Consider the following 18,092-nt stretch of genomic DNA (forward strand, 5'->3'; position numbering starts at 1 on the left):
CAACAAAAACAAGAGCGACAGATGCCATGCGAACCCTTGACGTACACCCGATCATCGATAACGCGCGCTTTACCCCGTTCCACTGGATGGTCATGGCCTGGTGCGGCCTGCTGCTGATCTTCGACGGCTATGACCTGTTCATCTACGGCGTGGTACTGCCGGTCATCATGAAAGAGTGGGGCCTGACCCCGCTGCAGGCCGGTGCGCTGGGCAGCTATGCGCTGTTCGGCATGATGTTCGGCGCCCTGGCATTCGGTAGCCTGGCCGACCGCGTCGGGCGCAAGAAGGGCATCGCCATCTGTTTCGCCTTGTTCTCCGGGGCGACCATCCTCAACGGGTTTGCCAGCAGCCCGAGCGAGTTCGGCATCTACCGCTTCATCGCCGGCCTGGGCTGCGGCGGCCTGATGCCCAATGCCGTGGCATTGATGAACGAGTACGCGCCCAAGCGCCTGCGCAGCACGCTGGTAGCGATCATGTTCAGTGGCTACTCGCTCGGCGGCATGCTCTCGGCGGGCGTCGGCATCTTCATGCTGCCGCGTTTCGGCTGGGAATCGATGTTCTTCGCCGCAGCGGTACCACTGCTGCTGTTGCCGGTGATCCTCTACCACCTCCCGGAATCGATCGGTTTCCTGGTGCGCAAGGGCCGGACCGACGAGGCCCGCAAGCTGCTCAAGCGGCTGGACCCGGATTGCGACGTGCAGGCGGATGATGTGCTGCAGGCAGCCGACCGCAAAGGCAGCGGGGCGTCGGTGCTGGAACTGTTCCGCAACGGCCTGGCCATTCGTACCCTGGCGCTGTGGCTGGCGTTCTTCTGCTGCCTGCTGATGGTCTACGCGCTCAGCTCCTGGCTACCAAAGCTGATGGCCAACGCCGGCTACAGCCTGGGCTCGAGCCTGTCGTTCATGCTGGCGCTGAACTTCGGTGGCATGGCTGGGGCGATCCTCGGCGGCTGGCTGGGCGACCGCTACAACCTGGTCAAGGTCAAGGTCGCGTTCTTCATGGCTGCCGCGCTGTCGATCAGCCTGCTGGGTGTCAATAGCCCGATGCCGGTGCTGTACCTGCTGATCTTCATTGCCGGCGCCACCACCATCGGCACCCAGATCCTGCTGTATGCCGGCGCTGCGCAAATGTACGGGTTGTCGGTGCGCTCCACCGGGCTGGGCTGGGCCTCGGGCATCGGCCGCAACGGTGCCATCGTCGGCCCGCTGCTGGGTGGTGCACTGATGGGCATCAACTTGCCCCTGCAACTCAATTTCATCGCCTTCGCCATACCTGGCGCGATCGCCGCGCTGGCCATGGCCGTGCACCTGGCCAGCGGCCGTCGGCATGCCCAGGCCATTGCAGCGCAGGCGTAATTCCAGAACAACAACATGAGGTGACCCACCATGACCGTGAAAATTTCCCACACTGCCGAGGTGCAGCAGTTCTTCGAAGAGGCCGCAGGCTTCGGCAACGATGCCGGCAGCCCACGCCTGAAGCGCATCGTGCAGCGCGTGCTGCAGGACACCGCGCGACTGATCGAAGACCTGGAAATCAGCGAGGACGAGTTCTGGCATGCCGTCGACTACCTCAACCGCCTGGGCGGGCGCGGCGAGGCCGGGCTGCTGGTGGCAGGGCTGGGCATCGAGCACTTTCTCGACCTGCTGCAGGATGCCAAGGACGCCGAGGCTGGGCTGGGCGGCGGTACCCCGCGCACCATCGAAGGCCCGCTGTACGTGGCCGGTGCGCCCATCGCCGAAGGTGAAGTACGCATGGACGACGGCAGCGAGGAGGGCGTGGCCACGCTCATGTACCTGGAGGGCCAGGTGCTCGACCCGGAGGGCCGGCCGCTGCCAGGTGCCACGGTGGACCTGTGGCATGCCAATACCCGCGGCACCTATTCGTTCTTCGACCAGAGCCAGTCCGAGTACAACCTGCGCCGGCGCATCGTCACCGATGCCGAAGGGCGCTACCGCGCGCGCTCCATCGTGCCATCGGGCTATGGCTGCGACCCGCAGGGGCCGACCCAGGAGTGCCTGGACCTGCTGGGCCGCCATGGCCAGCGCCCGGCGCATGTGCACTTCTTCATCTCGGCGCAGGGGCACCGGCACCTGACCACGCAGATCAACCTGGCCGGGGACAAGTACCTGTGGGACGACTTTGCCTATGCCACGCGGGATGGGCTGGTGGGCGAGGTGGTGTTCGTCGAGGGTGAGGCGGGGCGGCATGCCGAGCTGAAGTTCGACTTCCAGTTGCAACGGGCCCAGGGCAGCGCCGATGAGCAGCGCAGCAGCCGGCCACGGGCTTTGCAGGAGGCCTGATCCACCAGGTTGGTTTCTTCGCGGGCGCGCCCGCTCCCACAGGTACGGCGCAAATGCTGAAACCTGCGCAGTCCCTGTGGGAGCGGGTTCACCCGCGAAAAAGCCAACACCAGAACAAGAGCCAGCCACAAAGGCCGGCCGCTGCCTTGCGAGAAGCGTCATGAAAACCCTGATCAAGGACTGCTCCCTGTCGGCCATCGTCGCTGGCTGCATCGCCACGATGATCTCCTACGCCGGCCCACTGGTGATCATCTTTCACGCCGCCGAAGCCGCCGGCCTGTCTCATCGGCAACTGTCCTCCTGGGTCTGGGCAGTGTCCATGGGCAGCGCCGTGCTCGGCGCGCTGCTCAGCCTGCGCTACCGGGTGCCGGTGGTAATCGCCTGGTCGATCCCTGGCTCGGCGCTGCTGGTCACCGCCTTGCCGCTACTGGGCCTGGAGCAGGCCGTGGGTGCCTACCTGGTGGCCAACCTGGTCCTGTTGCTGATCGGCATCAGCGGGGCCTTCGACCGCATCATCGCGCGCCTGCCGGGCTCCATCGCCGCCGGCATGCAGGCCGGCATCCTGTTCAGCTTCGGCATCGAGGTGTTCCGCGCCTTGCCGGTGCAACCACTGCTGGTACTGGCAATGTTCGTCACCTACCTGCTGATGCGCCGGGTGCAGCCGCGCTACGCCGTGGCGGCGGTGCTGTGCGTGGGCACGGTGATGACCGTGGCCAGCGGGGCGTTTCGCAGCGAGGCGTTGGTGCTGGAGCTGGCGTCACCGCAGTGGGTCACCCCGCAGTTCAGCCTGGCAGCGGTATTCAGCCTGGCACTACCGCTGGTGCTGGTGGCCCTGACCGGGCAGTTCATGCCGGGCATGGCGGTACTGCGCAACGCCGGCTACCCCACGTCGGCCAGCCCGATCATCGGTGCCAGTGCCCTGGCCGGTGCCGCGCTGGCGCCGTTCGGTTGCCACGGGCTGAACCTGGCGGCAGTCACCGCCAGCCTGTGTACCGGCCATGAAGCCCATGAAAATCCACGGCGGCGCTATGTCGCGGCGGTGGCTGGCAGTGCGCTGTACCTGTTGCTGGGCGTCGCCGGAGCAACGCTGATGTCGCTGTTCGCGGCTTTTCCCGCCGCCCTGATCGCCGCCCTGGCCGGGCTGGCCCTGTATGGCGCCATCAGCGAGGCCCTGGCCCGCAGCCTGGCGGACCCGGCCGAGCGCGATGCCGGGTTGTTCACCTTCCTGGTCACCGCTTCGGGGGTGGCCTTCCTGGGCCTTTCGGCGGCGTTCTGGGGCTTGCTGTTCGGCCTGCTGGCCCATGCGCTGCTGAGGCTGGGCCAGCCACGTGCCCGGGAGGTGCTGCCCCGTACCCCCTGAACCGCTGTGTTTCCAACGCTTAACCCATAAAAACAAGATCAAGAGAGCTTCGGAATGAACCACACCCCTTGCGTCGCCCTGGGCCTGACTTTGCTCAGCCAACCGTTGCTGGCCGCCGAAGGCGGCCTCTTCGAGGATTCGAAGGCTACCCTGAGTGCCCGTAACTACTACTTCAGCCGCGACTTCTCCGACATTGTCGGGGCCAACCGGCAATCCAGGGCCGAGGAGTGGGCCCAGGGTTTCATCCTCGACTTCAAGTCCGGCTACACCCCGGGCACGGTCGGCTTTGGCTTGGATGCGCTGGGCCTGCTGGGCATCAAGCTCGACAGCAGCCCCGACCGCACCAACACCGGGTTGCTGCCGGTGCACGGCGACGGCCGCGCCGCCGACGAATACAGCCGCCTGGCACCCACTTTCAAGGCCCGCTTGTCGAAGACCGAACTGCGCGTCGGCGAACTGCAACCCAACCTGCCGGTGCTGACTTTCAGCGACATCCGCCTGCTGCCACCGACCTATCAAGGCGTCAGCCTGAGCTCTGCGGAAATCGACGGCCTGACCGTGCAGACCGGGCACCTGAAGAGTACCCACCTGCGCAACGAAGGCGGCGACGGCAAGATGAACCCCATGCTCGGCCATGTGCCGATGCGCCAGGTAGAAAGCGATGCCTTCAACTACCTGGGCGGGGACTATGCATTCAATGCCAACCAGAGCAGTGTCAGCCTGTGGTACGGGCAGCTGGAGGACATCTACGAACAGGGCTTTGTCGGCCTCAAGCACAGCAAGCCCGTAGGCAACTGGGTGCTCAGCGCCAACCTGGGGTATTTCACCGCGCGTGAGGATGGCGATGCGTTGCTCGGCAACATCGACAACCAGGCGCTCTTCTCGATGTTTACCGCCCGGCATGGCGGGCACAGCTTGCATGCCGGCTACCAGGGCATTTATGGCGACACCCCGTTCCCACGGGTGTTCGCCAACATCTCGCCGCTGGGTAACGAAGTGCCCACTTATGAGTTCGCCTATACCGACGAACGCTCATACCAGGTGCGCTACGACTACAACTTTGCGGCCATGGGCGTGCCGGGGCTGACCGCGACGGTGCGCTACATCACGGGTAACAATGTCGATACCGGGCTGGGTTATGAAGGGCGTGACCGCGAGCGTGACCTGGACATTGGTTACGCGGTGCAGGGCGGGGTGCTGAAGGGGCTGGGGATCCGTGTACGCAATGCCATGGCCCGGTCCAATTACCGCAGCGATATCGACGAGAACCGCTTGACGCTGGTGTACACCTGGCAGTTGTTCTGAGATGAGGGTAGTTTCCTGAAACCACCTTTTCAGGATCGCCACCCTTGGACTCCATCACCCAAGCCGTTCTCGGCGCTGCCCTTCAAGGTACCGTACTCGGCCGTATCCAGGGCCGCCGCTCGCTGCTGTATGGCGCGGCGCTGGGCACGCTGCCCGACCTTGACGTGATCATCCGCTACGCCGATCCGGTGTCGCAGATGACCTACCACCGCGGTTTTTCTCATTCCCTGTTCGTGCTCACCGGGCTGGCCTTGCTGCTGGCCTGGCTGGTCCACAAGTGCTGGCCAGGCAAAGGCTATACCTTGCCCAGGCTGTTCCTGGCGTTCTGGCTGGTGCTGGTCACCCACCCGTTGCTCGACGCCTTCACGGTCTACGGCACGCAGTTGTTCTGGCCCTTGCAGGCCACCCCGGAAAGCTGGGCAGCGGTGTTCATCATCGACCCGGTGTACACCGTGCCGCTGCTGGCGGCGGTGACCTACGCAATCATCAAAGGGCTGACGAGCCGGGCCACGCAGTTTCTGACCTTGGCCTTGGTGTTCAGCGCAGCCTACCTGGGTTTCGGCCTGGCCGGACGCATGGCGGCCGAGCAGCGTTTCCAGGCGGCCCTCGACCAGCAAGGTATTGCCGTCAGCCAGGTACGTGCCGTGCCGATCGCCTTCAACAGCCTGGTCTGGCGGGTGCTGGCCAAGACCCCGGACGGCGATTACTACGAAGGCATCAGCAGCGGGTTTGACCAGCAGGCGCCAGAAATGCAGCGTTTGCCGCGTAATCTGCAGCTGGCGCAAGCGCTGGCCGGGCACCCGTTGCACCAGCGCTTGCGCTGGTTTACCGATGACTGGCTGCGCTACGACCAGGTAGGTGATGCGCTGGTGGTCAGCGACCTGCGTATGGGCATACCGGGAAACTACACGTTCCGCTTCAGCATGGCCCACCGTGACAGCCAGGGGCACTGGATTGCCGATGTGCCATCAATGTGGAAGGGCGCCGGGCCAGGTTCGGCGTTCAATGGCGACGACCTGGTGCTGATCTGGCGACGGATCGTCGAGCAGCAGCCACCATTGCCACTGGCTGCCTGGACCGATCGCCACCTGGGGGCCGGCCCAGTCGAGCGCGGGCACTGAGGCATGCGCTCAGCCGGGCTGGACCTGGTCAAGTGGACGGCGATGCTGACCATGGTCGCCGACCACCTACGCTTCCTTTGGCCTGATGCCGATGGCCTGTTCGTACTTGGCCGGTTGGCATTTCCGCTGTTTTGCCTGGCGATTGCGGTGAATGTGGGGCGCGGCAGGGCAGAGGCGCTGTACACCCGTGGCAACCTGCGTTATGTGGTGCTGATGCTGGTGTTCGCGGGGCTGTCGGAGCCTGTGTATCGTTGGCTGGACAGTGGGTCGCCAACGTTCAGCGTGATGCCGACCCTGGTGTTGGGGTTGCTGGTCGCCTGGGGTGTGCATCACTCATTGAGATCGGCGCGAGTGATTGGCCTTGCCAGTCTGCTTGCGGGGTGGCTGTTCAGTGAACAGTTGATGTACGGGCTGGCGGGGGTGATGCTGCCGGGCGCCTGGTTGATGGCGCGCAGCAAGGGAGGTGCGGCCTGGTTGTTGCCTTGCCTGTTGGCCATGGGCGGGAACCTGACCAACAGCTGGTTAAGGGAGCATCTGCTGGCGCCAATTGCCGTGCTGACGCTGATGGCCGCAGCCTCGGCGATTCCGCTCGGGTGGTCGCTGCTGCGCCATGAGGGTTGGCGGGTGCCTGCGGTGGGACGTTGGGGTTACCTGTTTTATCCGGTGCATCTGCTGGTCATCAAAGGATTATCCTGAACCAGTAATCGGGGCCGCGAAGGGCTGCAAAGCAGCCCCCGCTTGTATTTCACAGATTCATACCCATCTAGGCCGGCCGCACCGGACTCAGGAACCGCCCATGGAACCCAACCGCTTCGGCGACATCGCCGCCTTCGTCAGTGCGGTGAAGGCCGGCAGTTTTACCGCCGCCGCTGCCACCCTTGGCCTGACGCGCTCGGCGGTGGGCAAGAGCATCGCCCGTCTGGAAGCGCGCATGGCCGTACGCCTGCTCAATCGCACCACGCGCAAGTTGAGCCTGACCGACGAGGGCCTGGTGGCCTACGAGCGCTGGCGGCAGATTCTGGATGACCTGGACGAAGTGGAAAGCACCATGGCCCAGCGCCGTGGCAAGCCCACCGGCACCCTGCGCCTGACAGCCCCCCTGTCATTCGGCCAGCGCCATGTGTTGCCGATGCTTGACCGCTACCTGAAGCAGTGGCCCGAGCTGCGCGCCGACATCCGCTTCACCGACCGTTTCGTCGACCTGGTCGAGGAGGGTATCGACGTTGCGGTGCGTATCGGTGCACCGAAGGAAGACTCGCAACTGTTGACCCGCACAGTGGCCTGGCAGCAGTTTGTCACCTGCGCCTCGCCCGCTTACCTGGACGCGCGCGGCGTACCGCAGGTGCCCGGCGACCTCTATGGCCACGACAAGATCGCCTTCCTGGCCGGCGAAAAGACCATGCCGTGGCGCTTCCATACCGAAGCGGGGCTGCACCTGTGCGAAGACCCCGGGCGGCTGAACATCGACAGCTCCGAGGCGATGCTCGATGGCGCGCGGGCGGGTTTCGGGCTTATTCACCTGCCTACCTACATCACCGGCGACGACTTGCGCGCCGGCACCCTGGTGGAGGTGCTGCAAGCCTATCGGCCGCCAGCGGACCCGATTCGCATCGTCTATCCAAGCAAGCGCCATCTGTCGCCACGGGTACGCGGCTTCATCGACCTGCTGGTAGCCAGCTGGGAACCGGGCGTGCCCTGGGAATACTGATTGGGGACTGGCAGGCCCCTGTGCCGGGCCTGAAGCCGGGTTTATCACTGGCTGCGCAGCAGGGAAACTGGCAGTCACCGAGAATCCCCGTGGAGACCCCATGACTGCACTGTCCGTACTGGACCTGGTCATGATCGGCGAAGGCAAGACCTTCGCCGACGCGATCGAAGAGTCCCGCCAACTGGCGCGCCATGTCGAGCAACAGCAATACAGCCGCTACTGGATCGCCGAACACCACGACATGCCGGGCATCGGCTCGGCCGCCACGTCACTGGTCATCAACGAAATCGCAAACGCCACCCGGCATATCCGCGTCGGCGCCGGTGGCATCATGCTGCCCAACCATGCGCCACTGGTGGTGGCCGAGCAGTTCGGCACGCTAGACACCCTGCACCCAGGCCGTATCGACCTAGGGCTGGGCCGTGCGCCAGGCACCTCAGGGCCAACCGTGCGTGCCTTGCGTGGTGCCGCACCAGAGCGTGATTTCAGCCAGGACATCGCCGAGCTGCGCGATTATCTGGCCGACAACGGCAAGCGCCGGGTGCGTGGCGTACCTGGCAGCCACGATGTGCCGGTATGGATCCTCGGCTCCAGCCTGTTCGGCGCCGACCTGGCGGCGAAACTGGGCTTGCCCTATGCCTTTGCCTCGCACTTTGCCCCGCGCTACCTGCTGCAGGCCATCGCCCATTACCGGGCCAACTTCCAGCCTTCGGCACAACTGGCCAAGCCTTATGTGATGGTGGGCATGAACCTGTTCGCCGCCGACAGCGATGCCGAGGCGGACTACCTGGCCAGCTCCCATCGCAAGTGGATGCTGGACTTGCATGTGGGGCGCTTCGGCCTGTTGCCCAAGCCACAGGAAGGTTATGTCGAGAGCCTGCCGGACCATGAGCGCGCGGTACTTGAGCAAGTCATGGCCTGCACCGTGGCCGGTGGGCCGGAGCGGGTAAGGGAAGGGTTGCGCTCGCTGATCGAGCAGACCGCCGCAGATGAACTGATGATTGACTGCCGCATCCACGACCCGCTGTCGCGGCAGCGTTCGCATGCCTATGCCGCGCGAGCCTTGGCTGAACTGAGCTAAACCCTGCCGGCCTCTTCGCGGGTAAACCCGCTCCCACAGGGATTGCACAGGCCCTGAGGCCTAGGTAATCCTGTGGGAGCGGGTTTACCCGCGAAGAGGCCGGAACAGGAGGGTGATCAGCTGCGGGCCAACCGCCCAGTCACATAATGAGCCACATCATTGAACCCCGGCGTCGACGCATGCCCCGGCGTCACCAATGAATCGATGAACGCCTCATCCTCTGCCGTGATCTTCACCGCCAGCGCACCGCCATAGGTATCCCACTGTTCTTCCGTACGCGGCCCGACAATCGCCGAACTGACCAGCTGGTTGTTCAGCACCCAGGCGATAGCGAACTCGACGATACCCACGCCCTTGGCTTCAACATAGGCCTGGATCTGCCGGGCGGTGGCCAGCGACTCCTGGCGCCATTCCACCTCCATGATGCGTTTGTCCTGGCGCCCGGCACGGCTACCGGCATCTGGCACTGCGCCTGGCGCATACTTGCCACTGAGCACGCCCCGCGCGAGCGGGCTGTATGGCACTACACCAAGGCCGTGGGCAGCCGCAGCGGTGAGCTGCTCCGGTTCGGCCTGGCGGTTGACGATGTTGTACAGCGGTTGGCTCACCACCGGCCTCGGCACGCCCAGCCGCTCGGCAATGTGGCAGGCCTCGGCGATGCGCCAGCCACGGAAGTTGGACAGGCCCCAGTAGCGGATCTTGCCCTGGCGCAGCAGGTCGCCGATGGCCTGCACGCTCTCTTCCAGCGGTACTTTGTGGTCTTCGCGGTGCAGGTAGTAGATGTCCAGGTAGTCCATGTCCATGCGCGTCAGCGTGGCATCGAGGGCATTGAAGATGTGTTTGCGCGACAGCCCGCTGCGGTTGGGCAGGCCATCGGCCGGGCCGAAGCCGACCTTGCTGGCCACGATCCAGTCCTGCCGATGGCGGGCCACCGCTTCGCCGACGATTTCCTCTGCGCGCCCGGCGTTGTACACGTCAGCAGTGTCGATGAAGTTGATGCCCTGGTCCCAGGCCTTGTCGATGATGCGCAGGGCGTCCTCGGTGCTGGTCTGCTCGCCGAACATCATGCTGCCCAGGGTAAGGGCGGAAACCTGCAGGCCACTGTGGCCGAGGGGGCGGTAGATCATGCGCGTGGGTCCTTTGACAGTTGGCTGATCTACCTGTTTTACACACAACCGGGGCGCAATGAAAGGCGGCCTCAACCGATCAGCGCCAAGGCCTCTTGCAGGCTCAACGGGCGCTTCAGGCGTTGTGACAGTGTCGCCATGGCATCGGAATAGCCCTTGGCGATGACCGCCTCGACCCGCTCATCCACGCATTGCAGGGCGATGAAGTCGCCTTTTTCCGGCTCGCCGACGAATTCGATACGGTTCCAGTCCCGTGCGTGACCCAGTACTTCGTAGGTGCGGCCGTGCTGGTAGGTCCAGAAGAACGGCACGTCGGCATAGCGGCGTTGCTCGCCGAGCATGTTGGCGGCGGCGATCACCCCGTGTTGCTGGGCCAGGCGCCAGTGTTCGATACGCACCGGGCGCCCGCTGAGCGGAAAGGTGGCGATATCCCCCGCAGCCCATAGGCCATCTGCCGCGCGCATTTCGGCATCGACTTGCACCGACTTGTCTTCGGTCAGCAGCACGCCCTGGATGAAAGTGGTCGCCGGTTCTACCCCGGTGCCCAACAGCACCAATGGTGTCTGTAGCCGCTCACCGTTGGCCAGCAGCACGGCTTCGACCTTGCCCTGGCCCTTGATCCGTTCGACCTCGGTGGGGCCGTGGAAGGTGACCCCCTTGCGTTCGTGCAGCTCGCGGATGCTACGGCCGATGCGCTCACCCAACTGCCGGGCCAGGGGGACTTCGTGGCGAGTGACCAGGTGCACCTGCAGGCCGTACTTGCGCAAGGCAGAGGCGGCTTCCAGGCCGATGAACCCGTCGCCGACGATCACGACCGGCTGGCCGGGCTCGGCAGCGTCCAGCAGGTGCGCGGCATCCTCCCGTGAACGCAGGGTAAATACCCCGGGCAGATCGACTCCCGGGATATCGGGCCGCAGTGCCTTGCCGCCGGTGGCCAGCAGGCAGGCGTCATAGTCGATCTGCTGGCCGTCGGCCAGAGTGACCTGGCGCTTCTGAGCGTTCAGGGTGCGCACCTTGCCATGCTTGCGCTGCAGTTGGCCCTTGCGCAGGGCGTCGGCGTCGAGCAGGGCTGGCACTTCATCGGGCGGCATCTGCCCGGCGATCACGAACTTGCTGAGGGAAGTACGATCGTAGGCCGGCTGGCGCTCCTGATCGACCCAGACCAGGTGGCCGGCGAAGCCATGGTCCAGCAGGGTGGCGACTGCGGCACTGCCGGCGGCACCGGCGCCGACCACCACGAAACAGCGGGCATCGCTGTGGCGGGGCGGCTCGGTTCTGGGCAGGGGTTGGTCGTCGACCCAGACCTCGTCGCCTTTTACCCAGGTGCTGTAGCGGCGCAGGTCGGCCAGCGCCGGCGGCTCGCAGACCGCGCCCTCGTCCACGGCGAACGCGGCCTTGTGCCAGGGGCAGACCAGCAGACCGCCACAGACCACGCCCTCATTGAGTGGTGCGCCTTCGTGGGGGCAGTTGCCCTGGTAGGCGTGCACCTGGTCGCCCTGGCGGATGAGGATGATCTCCTCGCTGCCGGCCTGGACGCGCAGGGGGCGGTGTTCGTCGAGCTGGGCCAGGCGGGCCACGGCGTACTGGGTCATGGAGGTTCTCCAAAGGGGGCTTTGGAACCATTTGACGCCTGGGCTGGGGAGGGGATGCGTTGAGCTGACGACCGGTGGAGGGTGTGGATTGTGTGTGGCCTGGTCGGGCCTCTTCGCGGGTGAACCCGCTCCCACATGGATCCCACAATCTTCCAGTTGGTGGTGATCCTGTGGGAGCGGGTTGACCCGCGAATGCCTCAACTGGCCCGTGCAGTACTCAGCGCACCGGCCCGGGTTACCCGCAAGGCCACCAGGCTACCCAGCACGATCAACGCCGCCAGCGAATACAGCGCGGCATCGGTCGAGCCGGTCTGGTCCTTGATGAAGCCGACCAGATACGGGCTGAGGAAGCCGGCCATCTGGCCCACCGAGTTGATGATCGCAAGGCCGGCGACAGCTGCGCCGGCGCTGAGCAGCGCGGTGGGCATCGGCCAGAACATCGGCAGGCCGGTGAGGGCGCCCATGGTGGCAATCGACAGGCCGAGGATGGCGATGGCCGGGTTGCTGGCGAAATTCACCGCGATCAGCAGACCGATGGCGCCCATCAGCATCGGTACCACAAGGTGCCAGCGGCGCTCGTTGCGCAGGTCGGCCGAGCGCCCGCAGAGAATCATGAACACACCGGCCAGCAGGTACGGGATGGCGCTGAGCCAGCCGATCAGCAGCGGGTTGTCGAAGCCCATGTTCTTGATGATCGACGGCAGCCAGAAGTTGATTGCGTACACACCGCTCTGGATGCAGAAGTAGACAAAGCCGAAGGTCCAGATCAACGGGTTGGTCAACACGGCGAGCACGCTGTCGCCGGTGGTGCTCGGCTTGCTGGCGGCATCGGCGTCGAGGTCGGCGGCAATCAGCTGGCGTTCGGCCGGGCTCAGCCAGGCGGCTTTCTGGTAGCCGTCACTGAGCAGGAACACTGCCAGTACCCCCAAGGCAACGGTCGGCAGGCCCTGGATCAGGAACATCCATTGCCAGCCGGCCAGGCCGTGCTGGCCGGCGGCGAAGTGCTGCAGGATCCAGCCGGAGAACGGCCCGCCGAGCAGGCCCGACACCGGGATCGCCGACATGAACAGGGCCATGATGCGGCCGCGGCGGGCCGCCGGGAACCAGCGCGAAAGGTACAGCACCACGCCGGGGAAAAAGCCGGCTTCGGCGGCGCCGGTCAGCAGGCGCAGGGCGTAGAATTCGGTGGGTGTGGTGACGAACAGCAGACAGGTGGAGAGGCTGCCCCAGGCGATCATCATCAACGCGATCCAGCGCCGCGGGCCGAAGCGGTTGAGCGCCAGGTTGCTCGGCAGGCCGCAGAGCACGTAGCCGATGAAGAAGATGCCGGCGCCAAGGCCGTACACCGTTTCGCTGAACTTCAGGGCGTCGAGCATCTGCAGCTTGGCAAAGCCGACGTTGACGCGGTCCAGGTAGTTGAACAGGTAGCAGATGAAAATGAACGGAATCAGCCGCAAGGTAATGCGCCGGTACAGCGCGTTGCGGGTGGTGTCCGTGCCTTGGTCAGGGGCGGGGCTGTATGCCATGATCGGGTTCTCTGTTGTTATGGTTGTCGCCGCGTCGCCTGTTCCGGCGCTCGCCCTGACGAGTCTCGGGGACTGCGGCGTGCCTGTCTTTGTGCTTTTGCACAGCACTTGCACCGGGCTGCTGTGCCCGAGCCCAAAACCTGACACCCAAAGGACCGTTCAATGTTCGAACTCGACCATGACCTGGCACAGGATATCGTGGACCGGGCGATGGCCATTCTGCCCTGCAACGTCAATGTCATGGACAGCCAAGGTTTGATCCTCGGCAGTGGCGAACCGGAGCGCATCAATACCCGTCACGAGGGCGCGCAGCTGGTACTGGCCAACGGCCGGATCGTCGAGCTGGACACCGACGCGGCCAAATGCCTGAAGGGCGTGCAACCCGGGGTGAACCTGCCGCTGATGCTCGATGGCCGATTGATGGGCGTACTTGGCCTGACCGGTGACCCGCAGCAAGTGCGCACCTATGGCGAGCTGGTGCGCATGACCGCCGAAATGCTGCTGGCCCAGCGCCATTTGCAGGCCGACCAGCAATGGCGACGGCAGCGCTGTGACGATTTGCTGGCCCTGCTGCTGGGCGGCAGCGGCGATTCTCCCCGGTTGCTCGACGAGGCTCGGCAACTGGGCCTGAAACCCCAGTTGCCACGGGTACCGTGCCTGTTCGAGCTGGCCTCGGGGCCACCCGCCGAAACGCTGTCGGCGTGGTTGATGAGCCGCTACCCGGACAGTTGGTGTGTCAGCCCGGCCCGCCAGTCGTTGTTGTGGTGTCGCCCGGCCAGCGTGGTGCTGGACGAACCGCGCCTGCTGGAACGCCTGCAACGCCATGGCTGGGAAGTGGAACGGCTGGCCCTGGGCGGTGCCGCGCAAAGCCTGGAACAACTGCGCCGGGGTTATCGCCGGGTGCGCGACCTGTTGGCCTATGGGCGCGAGGTACTGCCCGGCGAGCGCCTGCTCAGCTTGCAGCGCTACCGGTTGCCAGCCTTGCTGTGGCGGCATCGCAACGATGATGCGCTGGATGAATTGCTGGAGCCTTTGCAGCGAATTCGCAGCAAGGACAGTAGTGGGCAGTTGCTCACCACCCTGCGCGCCTGGTGTGCCCACGATGGCCAGAGCCAGGCCTGTGCCGATGCCCTGGGCATCCACCGCAACAGCCTGCGCTACCGCCTGGAACGGATTGCCGAACTGGGCGAGGTGGACCCGCTGCGCATGGAAGGCATGCTTAGCTTGTACCTGGGGTTGCAGCTGCTGCCTGCCGACTGAAGGGTTGCCTGCACCGGCGATAGGGCCAATACAGGCGAAAGGCATCTGCCCAAACAACCCGCCCGGCGTTTTGTGCATTTGACCGAGGCCACCTTGGCAGGCACCTGTCAGCATGCCGCTCATCTGGACAGGAGAAACCCCATGAAGATCGTCATTGCCCCCGACTCGTTCAAGGACAGCCTCGACGCTGCCGGTGTCGCCCGCGCCATTGCGACGGGCCTGGGCGAGGCCTGGCCGGAGGCCGAGCTGGTCGAGTGCCCGATGGCCGACGGTGGCGAAGGCACCATGGATGCGATTCTTGCCGCCAGCCACGGCGAACTGCGTTGTCAGACCGTGCGCGGCCCACTGGGGCAAAGCGTCGAGGCCGGTTGGGGCTGGCTACCGCAAAGCCGCACGGCGATCATCGAAATGGCCCAGGCCAGTGGCCTGCAGCTGGTGCCGACTGGCCTGCGCGATGCCTGCCGCAGCAGCACCTGGGGCACCGGTGAGCTGATTGCCGCCGCCCTGGCCGCCGGCGCGCAACGGGTAGTGCTGGCCATCGGCGGCAGTGCCACCAACGACGCGGGCAGCGGCATGTTGCGGGCGCTGGGCTTGCGCCTGCTGGACGCCGACGGGCAAGCACTGGAAGAGGGCGGCCTGGCCTTGGCCAAACTGGCCCGCATCGATGCCAGCGACCTCGACCCGCGTCTGGCCGAGGTGCAATTCGAAGTTGCGGCAGACGTCGACAACCCGCTGTGTGGCGCCAATGGCGCCTCGGCGATCTTCGGCCCGCAGAAGGGCGCCAACCCGCAGCAGGTGCAGGCGCTGGACCAGGCCCTGGGTCATTTTGCCGACCATTGTGCGCAGTTGCTGGGGGAGGATGTGCGCGACTACCCTGGCTGCGGCGCTGCCGGCGGCATGGGGTTCGCGGCCCGGGCATTCATGGGCGCGCAGTTCCGTCCCGGGGTGGAAGTGGTAGCCGAACTGGCCGGCCTGGATGCCTTGGTGCAAGGCGCGGACCTGGTGGTGACCGGCGAAGGGCGCTTCGACGCCCAGACCTTGCGTGGCAAGACGCCAATGGGTGTGGCCAGGGTTGCCAAGCGCCATGGGGTGCCGGTGGTGGTGCTGGCCGGGACCTTGGGTGAGGGCTACCAGCAGCTGTATGCCCATGGGGTCGATGCCGCCTTTGCCCTGGCCAGCGGGCCGATGAGCCTGGAGCAGGCATGTGCCAATGCCGCCGGGCTGCTGCGGGCGCGAGCTTGTGATATCGGGCGCATGTGGCGTTGCGCGAAGCAGATTTGAGCAGGTTGACCGGTGAGCGCTGTGGGAGCGGGTTCACCGCGAGCACCTGCGAAGCCGGTGCCATGCACCCATTGGATGCTGCGCGGTGTAAATTCCCAAAGGGTATTGCCCGCTGGGGCGGTGTACCTAAGGAATAAGCTTTTGCGCCTGGCTGGCCGGTAGCACGGCCAGTTCGCCAAAGCGCTGCGCCGCGTCGATGTAACGTAACGCCGACTTGGCGTCTTTCCACCCCACGTAGCTCATCAGCGACTTCAACTCCCAGCCGTTGGCCGTGGCCCAGGTGGCAAAGCCACGGCGCAGCGAGTGGCCGGTATACAGCGCCGCTGGTACCCCGGCGCGTTCCAGCATGCGCCGCAACAGGCCGACCAGGCTGTTGCTGTTGAGCGCGGCGTCGCTGAGGTTGCCCCAGCGGTCGAGTTTGCGGAACACCGGCCCATGGGCGATGCCGGCGACTTCCAGCCATTGCAGGTAGGCCGTGACCGGGCACAAGGCCTTGAGGGCCGGGGTGCGGTGTTGTACGCCCAGGGCTTCGCGGTCGCCCTTGCTGCGCGGCAGGAACAGGGTAATGCCGACACCGGCCTCGGCCTGGATGTGCTCGACGCGCAGGCGTGCCAGTTCATCACCCCGAAAGCCGCGCCAGAAGCCCAGCAACAACAGGGCAGCGTCGCGGCGCGCCCGGCGCAAGGCGGCCAGGTCATGGTGTTCCCGGGCCTGGCGGGCTTCTTCTTCAAAACATTCCACTGCGCTTTGCAGGTGCTGCAGCAACAGCGGCGCGGCTTGCCTGGGCGGTGCCGGGTGCAGGGTGCGGATGCCGCGTAGTACCTGGCGCACCAGCGGTGCCTTGGTCGGGTCGGGGAAACCTTGGGCCACGTGCCATTGGCTGAGCGCGGCCAGGCGCTGGCGCAGTGTGCTGACTGCATGCTGGTCTGCGTGATCGGCCAGGTAGCGGGCAATGCTCTCGGCCGTGGCAGGGAGAAAGCCGCCCCAGTGGGTTTCGAAATGCTCGATGGCGGCCTGGTAGCTGCGCCGGGTGTTGTCACGGGTGGCGGCGCGGAGGTAGCGCTCGATGTCGGTCATGGTGCGGGTGTCGGTGGGCGATGGGCACACGATAAACCGAAATGGGTTGCCTGTCCCGGCGGTGGTTTCAGCATGACTGATGGCGCGTTGCCTTTAAGGGTTTCCCTTTTCTGCCAGGGGCGTCTGCAGGCGTGCGGTTTCTTCCTCTATGTAGCTCATCAGCGCGCTGACTTCGGCATCGCCCAGGCGCATGTTGGGCATGGCCAGGCGGTTGTATTGTTCGTACAGAAGCATGGCCAGGGGGTCTTTCTGTGCCAGCATCTGGTCGGGTTCCTTAAGCCAGCGGGTCAGCCAGTTGGCGTCACGCTGGCGGGTCACGCCCAGCAGGTCAGGACCGATGCCGGGTTGCCCTGGCTCGGCGTTGCCAAGGGTGTGGCAGGACGAACAGCGGGTACGGAAAAGCTGCTCGCCGCTGCTGGGGGGGCGTACCTTGGGCGCCTGGGCGTAGTCATTGGCCATGGCACTGGCCTGTTTCCAGTTGTGCAGGCTGTTGCCCAGGCGGTCGGCGAGGATGTACGGGCTTTCGAAGGGCGAGGCCTTCATCCAGCGGCCGGTGGCCTGGTTGCCGATGATCAGGCTCAGGTTGTGGTCCTTGGAGCGGCCGTTTTCCAGGCCTTCGATGTACAGGCCGAGGCTACGGCGCAATTGCTCGATATCGGCCGGCTCGCCGGTGAGCAGCGTCCAGCCAGGGCCGATACCGAACTTTTCGGCGTAGCGCTTGAGGGTGGCGGGGGTGTCGTTGTAGGGGTCGATGCTGATGGAATAGAGGAAGATGTCCTTGCCGACCCGATCACCGAGGATTTTCTGCACCTGGCGCAGGCGGGCGGTTTCCACTGGGCAGGAGTCGGAGCAGCCGGTAAAGATGAAGTTGATGGCGACCACCTTGTCCTTGATCAGGTCGTCGAAAAAATGCACTTTTTCCCCGTCCTGGGTGAGCAGGGGGATGTTGGGAAAGTAGTCGGCGCCCCAAGGGGTTGCTGCTTCCTCGGCCACGGGTTGTTGCGGTTGCAGCGGCCAGAACGGGATGCTGGCGGCGAACAGCGAGAGCACCAGCAGGAAACGCCATGAGCCGGACATGATGCGGTCCTCGTAACGGTATTGAGGCTGCCACGCAGCCCATCACCGGCAAGCCAGCCCCCACAGAACTGCACATCACTCATTGAGTTGGCAGGGGCCCTGTGGGAGCGGCTTTAGCCGCGAACACCGGCGAAGCCGGTGCCATGCACCGCGTTGGATTCTTCGCGGCTAAAGCCGCTCCCACAGGGTATGCGGACTGCTTGCAAGTGCAGTTATCTACGCCCCAAAGGGCTGGGCCAGCTTCCACAGGTACTGCACAAGGCTTGGAGCCGATGCA

15 protein-coding genes are annotated in these 18,092 nt (G+C 65.3%); 10 read left to right on the plus strand and 5 right to left on the minus strand.

Translation table 11 applies throughout. The features are described 5' to 3' along the window. Window positions 1-26: 26 nt before the first annotated feature. The 8 genes from J5M71_RS10060 to J5M71_RS10095 all read left to right on the plus strand — a co-directional run bounded on the left by J5M71_RS10060 (window position 27) and on the right by J5M71_RS10095 (window position 8,875). Window positions 27-1,355 (plus strand): aromatic acid/H+ symport family MFS transporter, encoded by a 1,329-nt coding sequence (locus J5M71_RS10060; protein ID WP_207831897.1) that lies wholly within the window; start codon window positions 27-29, stop codon window positions 1,353-1,355. A 30-nt stretch (window positions 1,356-1,385) separates the two neighbouring features. After that, window positions 1,386-2,300 (plus strand): catechol 1,2-dioxygenase, encoded by a 915-nt coding sequence (gene catA / locus J5M71_RS10065; RefSeq protein WP_207831899.1) that lies wholly within the window; start codon window positions 1,386-1,388, stop codon window positions 2,298-2,300. A 160-nt stretch (window positions 2,301-2,460) separates the two neighbouring features. Further along, window positions 2,461-3,660 (plus strand): benzoate/H(+) symporter BenE family transporter, encoded by a 1,200-nt coding sequence (locus J5M71_RS10070; protein ID WP_207831902.1) that lies wholly within the window; start codon window positions 2,461-2,463, stop codon window positions 3,658-3,660. A 54-nt stretch (window positions 3,661-3,714) separates the two neighbouring features. After that, complete coding sequence (locus J5M71_RS10075; RefSeq protein WP_207831904.1) at window positions 3,715-4,965, plus strand: OprD family porin; 1,251 nt, start codon at window positions 3,715-3,717, stop codon at window positions 4,963-4,965. Between the two features lie 44 nt (window positions 4,966-5,009). After that, window positions 5,010-6,086, plus strand: coding sequence for a metal-dependent hydrolase (locus tag J5M71_RS10080; RefSeq protein ID WP_207831906.1), 1,077 nt, complete (start codon window positions 5,010-5,012; stop codon window positions 6,084-6,086). A gap of 3 nt (window positions 6,087-6,089) precedes the next feature. Continuing rightward, window positions 6,090-6,782, plus strand: a complete 693-nt coding sequence (locus J5M71_RS10085) for a TraX family protein (RefSeq protein ID WP_207831908.1) — start codon at window positions 6,090-6,092, stop codon at window positions 6,780-6,782. Window positions 6,783-6,882: 100 nt separating this feature from the next. Continuing rightward, on the plus strand, window positions 6,883-7,794 hold the full coding sequence (locus J5M71_RS10090) for a LysR family transcriptional regulator (protein ID WP_063914102.1): 912 nt from the start codon (window positions 6,883-6,885) through the stop codon (window positions 7,792-7,794). 100 nt (window positions 7,795-7,894) lie between these two features. Next, window positions 7,895-8,875 carry an LLM class flavin-dependent oxidoreductase gene (locus J5M71_RS10095; protein ID WP_207831910.1) on the plus strand — a complete coding sequence of 327 codons (981 nt, stop codon included), beginning with the start codon at window positions 7,895-7,897 and terminating at the stop codon, window positions 8,873-8,875. Between the two features lie 116 nt (window positions 8,876-8,991). On the opposite strand, the gene J5M71_RS10100 is transcribed toward J5M71_RS10095, so the two are convergent. The 3 genes from J5M71_RS10100 to J5M71_RS10110 all read right to left on the minus strand — a co-directional run bounded on the left by J5M71_RS10100 (window position 8,992) and on the right by J5M71_RS10110 (window position 13,120). Further along, window positions 8,992-10,002, minus strand: coding sequence for an aldo/keto reductase (locus J5M71_RS10100; RefSeq protein ID WP_207831912.1), 1,011 nt, complete (start codon window positions 10,000-10,002; stop codon window positions 8,992-8,994). A gap of 71 nt (window positions 10,003-10,073) precedes the next feature. Then, a complete protein-coding gene (locus tag J5M71_RS10105; RefSeq protein WP_207831913.1) occupies window positions 10,074-11,594 on the minus strand; it encodes an FAD-dependent oxidoreductase in 1,521 nt (506 codons plus the stop codon). A gap of 197 nt (window positions 11,595-11,791) precedes the next feature. After that, window positions 11,792-13,120, minus strand: a complete 1,329-nt coding sequence (locus J5M71_RS10110; protein ID WP_207831915.1) for an MFS transporter — start codon at window positions 13,118-13,120, stop codon at window positions 11,792-11,794. A gap of 162 nt (window positions 13,121-13,282) precedes the next feature. Between J5M71_RS10110 and J5M71_RS10115 the strand changes: the two genes are divergently transcribed. Continuing rightward, a complete protein-coding gene (locus tag J5M71_RS10115; RefSeq protein WP_207831917.1) occupies window positions 13,283-14,380 on the plus strand; it encodes a sugar diacid recognition domain-containing protein in 1,098 nt (365 codons plus the stop codon). 141 nt (window positions 14,381-14,521) lie between these two features. Further along, on the plus strand, window positions 14,522-15,661 hold the full coding sequence (locus J5M71_RS10120; RefSeq protein WP_207831920.1) for a glycerate kinase: 1,140 nt from the start codon (window positions 14,522-14,524) through the stop codon (window positions 15,659-15,661). Between the two features lie 126 nt (window positions 15,662-15,787). Here the strand turns inward: J5M71_RS10120 and J5M71_RS10125 are convergent, their stop codons facing one another. Both J5M71_RS10125 and J5M71_RS10130 read right to left on the minus strand, forming a co-directional pair. Further along, window positions 15,788-16,738 (minus strand): site-specific integrase, encoded by a 951-nt coding sequence (locus J5M71_RS10125; RefSeq protein WP_207831922.1) that lies wholly within the window; start codon window positions 16,736-16,738, stop codon window positions 15,788-15,790. A 93-nt stretch (window positions 16,739-16,831) separates the two neighbouring features. Beyond that, a complete protein-coding gene (locus J5M71_RS10130) occupies window positions 16,832-17,815 on the minus strand; it encodes an SCO family protein (RefSeq protein ID WP_207831924.1) in 984 nt (327 codons plus the stop codon). Window positions 17,816-18,092: the final 277 nt, after the last annotated feature.

Origin of the sequence: Pseudomonas sp. 43(2021), from assembly GCF_017490805.1 — a bacterium.
Taxonomy (GTDB): Bacteria; Pseudomonadota; Gammaproteobacteria; order Pseudomonadales; family Pseudomonadaceae; genus Aquipseudomonas.

Bases quoted from the DNA above. Each gene is read 5' to 3' on its own strand.
- J5M71_RS10060 (WP_207831897.1), top strand. From the start codon at position 27: ATGCGAACCCTTGACGTACACCCGATCATCGATAACGCGCGCTTTACC.
- J5M71_RS10115 (WP_207831917.1), top strand. From the start codon at position 13,283: ATGTTCGAACTCGACCATGACCTGGCACAGGATATCGTGGACCGGGCG.
- J5M71_RS10090 (WP_063914102.1), top strand. From the start codon at position 6,883: ATGGAACCCAACCGCTTCGGCGACATCGCCGCCTTCGTCAGTGCGGTG.
- J5M71_RS10085 (WP_207831908.1), top strand. From the start codon at position 6,090: ATGCGCTCAGCCGGGCTGGACCTGGTCAAGTGGACGGCGATGCTGACC.
- J5M71_RS10120 (WP_207831920.1), top strand. From the start codon at position 14,522: ATGAAGATCGTCATTGCCCCCGACTCGTTCAAGGACAGCCTCGACGCT.
- J5M71_RS10075 (WP_207831904.1), top strand. From the start codon at position 3,715: ATGAACCACACCCCTTGCGTCGCCCTGGGCCTGACTTTGCTCAGCCAA.
- J5M71_RS10110 (WP_207831915.1), bottom strand. From the start codon at position 13,120: ATGGCATACAGCCCCGCCCCTGACCAAGGCACGGACACCACCCGCAAC.
- catA (WP_207831899.1), top strand. From the start codon at position 1,386: ATGACCGTGAAAATTTCCCACACTGCCGAGGTGCAGCAGTTCTTCGAA.
- J5M71_RS10105 (WP_207831913.1), bottom strand. From the start codon at position 11,594: ATGACCCAGTACGCCGTGGCCCGCCTGGCCCAGCTCGACGAACACCGC.
- J5M71_RS10130 (WP_207831924.1), bottom strand. From the start codon at position 17,815: ATGTCCGGCTCATGGCGTTTCCTGCTGGTGCTCTCGCTGTTCGCCGCC.
- J5M71_RS10070 (WP_207831902.1), top strand. From the start codon at position 2,461: ATGAAAACCCTGATCAAGGACTGCTCCCTGTCGGCCATCGTCGCTGGC.
- J5M71_RS10095 (WP_207831910.1), top strand. From the start codon at position 7,895: ATGACTGCACTGTCCGTACTGGACCTGGTCATGATCGGCGAAGGCAAG.
- J5M71_RS10125 (WP_207831922.1), bottom strand. From the start codon at position 16,738: ATGACCGACATCGAGCGCTACCTCCGCGCCGCCACCCGTGACAACACC.
- J5M71_RS10100 (WP_207831912.1), bottom strand. From the start codon at position 10,002: ATGATCTACCGCCCCCTCGGCCACAGTGGCCTGCAGGTTTCCGCCCTT.